The organism is Mycobacterium sp. TH-M103, from assembly GCF_057473785.1.
In genome coordinates this window covers 1-3215 of record NZ_JBYCLG010000359.1, presented here as the reverse complement: position 1 = coordinate 3215, position 3215 = coordinate 1, and the positions used below count along the sequence as shown (strand labels likewise).

Annotated in this window: 2 protein-coding genes; both read right to left on the bottom strand. The window is 67.9% G+C overall.

The annotated features are described in order from the left end of the window. The coding region (locus tag AC2VOR_RS19935) for a glutamate synthase subunit beta (RefSeq protein WP_486964375.1) at positions 1–1129 on the bottom strand (1129 nt) is incomplete at its 3' end. After that, positions 1122–3215: glutamate synthase-related protein (locus AC2VOR_RS19930; RefSeq protein WP_486964374.1), on the bottom strand; the 2094-nt coding region annotated here is incomplete at its 5' end. The genes AC2VOR_RS19930 and AC2VOR_RS19935, both read right to left, overlap by 8 nt.

Sequence of the window (3215 nt, the reverse complement as noted above, 5' to 3'; positions counted from 1 at the left end):
GCGCCTTGAGCCCGGTCACGCGACCGTCCTTGCCGACGAACTCCTCGGTGTTCACCGAGAACACCCGCTCGCCGCCCTCTTCGTGCGCCGAGGACACTCGGTACATCAGCGGGTAGGTCGGCCAGGGCGTGGATTGCGCGCGGGTGTCCGGCGGCCGCGGCATGATCTCGAACTGGTGCACCGCGACCGCGCCCTGCCGGTGCACGGTCCCCAGGCAGTCCGCCCCGGTGTCACCGCCGCCGATGATGATGACCTTTTTGCCCTTGGCGGTGATCGGCGGCTGCCCGTCCGGACCGACCTCCCCGTCGCCGAGGTCGCCGAGCGCCTGCTTGTTGCCCCAGGGCAGGAACTCCATCGCCTGGTGGATACCGTCCAGCTCGCGGCCGGGCACCGGCAGGTCGCGCCAGTCGGTGGCTCCGCCGGCCAGGACCACCGCGTCGAAGTCGGCCCGCAGCGCCTCGACGGTGAGGTCGACCCCGACGTTGACGCCGGGCCGGAATTCGGTTCCCTCGGCGCGCATCTGGTCCAGCCGCCGGTCCAGGACGCGCTTTTCCATCTTGAACTCCGGAATGCCGTAGCGCAGCAGGCCGCCGATGCGGTCCGCACGCTCGAACACGGTGACGGCGTGGCCGGCGCGGGTGAGCTGCTGCGCCGCGGCCAGGCCCGCCGGGCCCGAACCCACCACCGCGACCGTCTTTCCGGTCCGCGTGTGCGGGGGTAGCGGCGTCACGAAGCCTTCCTCGAAAGCCCTGTCGATGATCTCGAGCTCGATCTGCTTGATCGTCACCGGATCCTGGTTGATGCCGAGCACGCAGGCCGGCTCACACGGCGCCGGGCAGAGCCGGCCGGTGAAGTCGGGGAAGTTGTTCGTGGCGTGCAACCGCTCGATGGCGTCGCGCCACCGACCGTTGCGGACCAGGTCATTCCATTCCGGGATCAAGTTGCCCAGCGGGCAGCCGTTGTGGCAGAAGGGAATGCCGCAGTCCATGCAGCGGGTCGCCTGCTCGCGCAACGTCTCGGAGTCGAAGTCCTCGTAGACCTCGTTCCAGTCGCGCAACCGCAGCGGGACAGGACGGCGCTTCGGCAGTTCCCGGTGCGTGAACTTCAGGAAGCCGGACGGGTCAGCCATGCGCGGCCGCCATGATCGCCTTGTCGACGTCCAGGCCGTCGCGCTCGGCCTCGGCGATCGCCTGCAACACCCGCTTGTAGTCCCGCGGCATTACCTTGGCGAAATGCCGCCGCTGCCCCGGCCAGTCGGCCAGGATCCGCTGCCCGACCGCGGAATCGGTGTTGTCGACGTGCGCCTGGATCATGCCGTGCAGCCATTCCTCGTCGTCGGACTCGAGGCTCTCGAGTTCCACCATCTCGGTGTTGAGATATTGCGGCAGTTCGCCGTCCGGATCGTAGACGTAGGCCACCCCGCCGGACATGCCGGCCGCGAAGTTGCGGCCGGTACGGCCGAGGATGACGACCTTGCCCCCGGTCATGTATTCGCACCCGTGGTCGCCGACGCCCTCCACCACGGCGTGCGCCCCGGAGTTGCGCACCGCGAATCGCTCGCCGACCACGCCGCGCAAGTAAGCCTCCCCACTGGTGGCACCGAACAAGATGACGTTGCCCCCGATGATGTTGTCCTCGGCCACATAATCCTGCGGGGCATTGTCCGACGGGCGAACCACGAGCCGGCCACCCGACAGACCCTTGCCGACGTAGTCGTTGGCGTCGCCGTAGACACGCAACGTGATCCCCCGCGGCACGAATGCGCCGAAGCTGTTGCCCGCGGAGCCCTCGAAGGTGATGTCGATGGTTCCGTCCGGCAGGCCCTGCCCACCATAGGCTTTCGTCAACTCGTGGCCCAACATCGTGCCCACCGTGCGGTTCACGTTGCTGATCGTGGTGGAGAACCGCACCGGCTTACCGGAATCCAGCGCCTCGCGGCTCATCACGATCAACTGCTGATCCAGCGCCTTGTCCAGACCGTGATCCTGACTCGAGCTGCAGTACAGGTCCTGGTTCATGAAGGCCGACTCCGGCTCGTGCAGCACCGGCGCCAAATCCAGCCGGTGCGCCTTCCAGTGCGCGCGGGCCAGCGTGGTGTCCAGCGAGCCGACCTGCCCGACGACCTCGTTGAAGTTCCGGAAACCTAGCTGCGCCATGTATTCCCGGACTTCCTCGGCGAGGAACATGAAGAAGTTCTCCACGAACTCGGGCTTGCCGTTGAAACGCTCGCGCAGCAGCGGGTTCTGGGTCGCCACGCCGACCGGGCAGGTGTCCAGATGACATACCCGCATCATGATGCAGCCGGACACCACCAACGGCGCGGTGGCGAAACCGAATTCCTCGGCGCCGAGCAGCGCGGCGATCATCACGTCGCGCCCCGTCTTCAGCTGACCGTCGACCTGGACGACGATCCGGTCGCGTAACCCGTTGAGCAGCAAGGTCTGCTGCGTCTCGGCCAGGCCGAGTTCCCACGGCGCCCCGGCGTGCTTCATCGACGTCAGCGGGGTGGCCCCGGTGCCGCCGTCGTGCCCGGAGATCAGCACCACGTCGGCGTGCGCCTTGGACACGCCCGCGGCCACCGTGCCGACGCCGTTCTCGGACACCAGTTTCACGTGCACCCGCGCCGAGGGATTGGCGTTCTTCAAGTCGTGGATGAGCTGCGCCAGGTCCTCGATGGAGTAGATGTCGTGATGCGGCGGCGGCGAGATGAGCCCGACTCCGGGCGTCGAATGCCGCACCTCGGCGACCCACGGGTACACCTTGTGTCCCGGAAGTTGGCCGCCCTCACCGGGTTTGGCGCCCTGGGCCATCTTGATCTGGATGTCGGTGCAGTTCGTCAGGTAGTGCGACGTTACGCCGAACCGCCCGGAGGCGACCTGCTTGATCGCGCTGCGGCGCCAGTCGCCGTTGGGGTCGCGGTCGAACCGTGCGACGTCCTCGCCGCCCTCACCGCTGTTGGACCGCCCACCGAGCCGATTCATCGCGATGGCGAGCGTCTCGTGGGCCTCGGCGGAGATCGACCCGTAGCTCATCGCGCCCGTCGAGAAGCGCTTGACGATCTCGCTGGCCGGCTCGACCTCGTCCAGCGGCACCGGCGGGCGAACGTCGGAGCGGAACTTCAGCAGCCCGCGCAGGGAGGCCATCCGCTCGCTCTGGTCGTCGACCAGGCGGGTGTACTCCTTGAAGATCTTGTACTGGCCGGTGCGGGTCGAGTG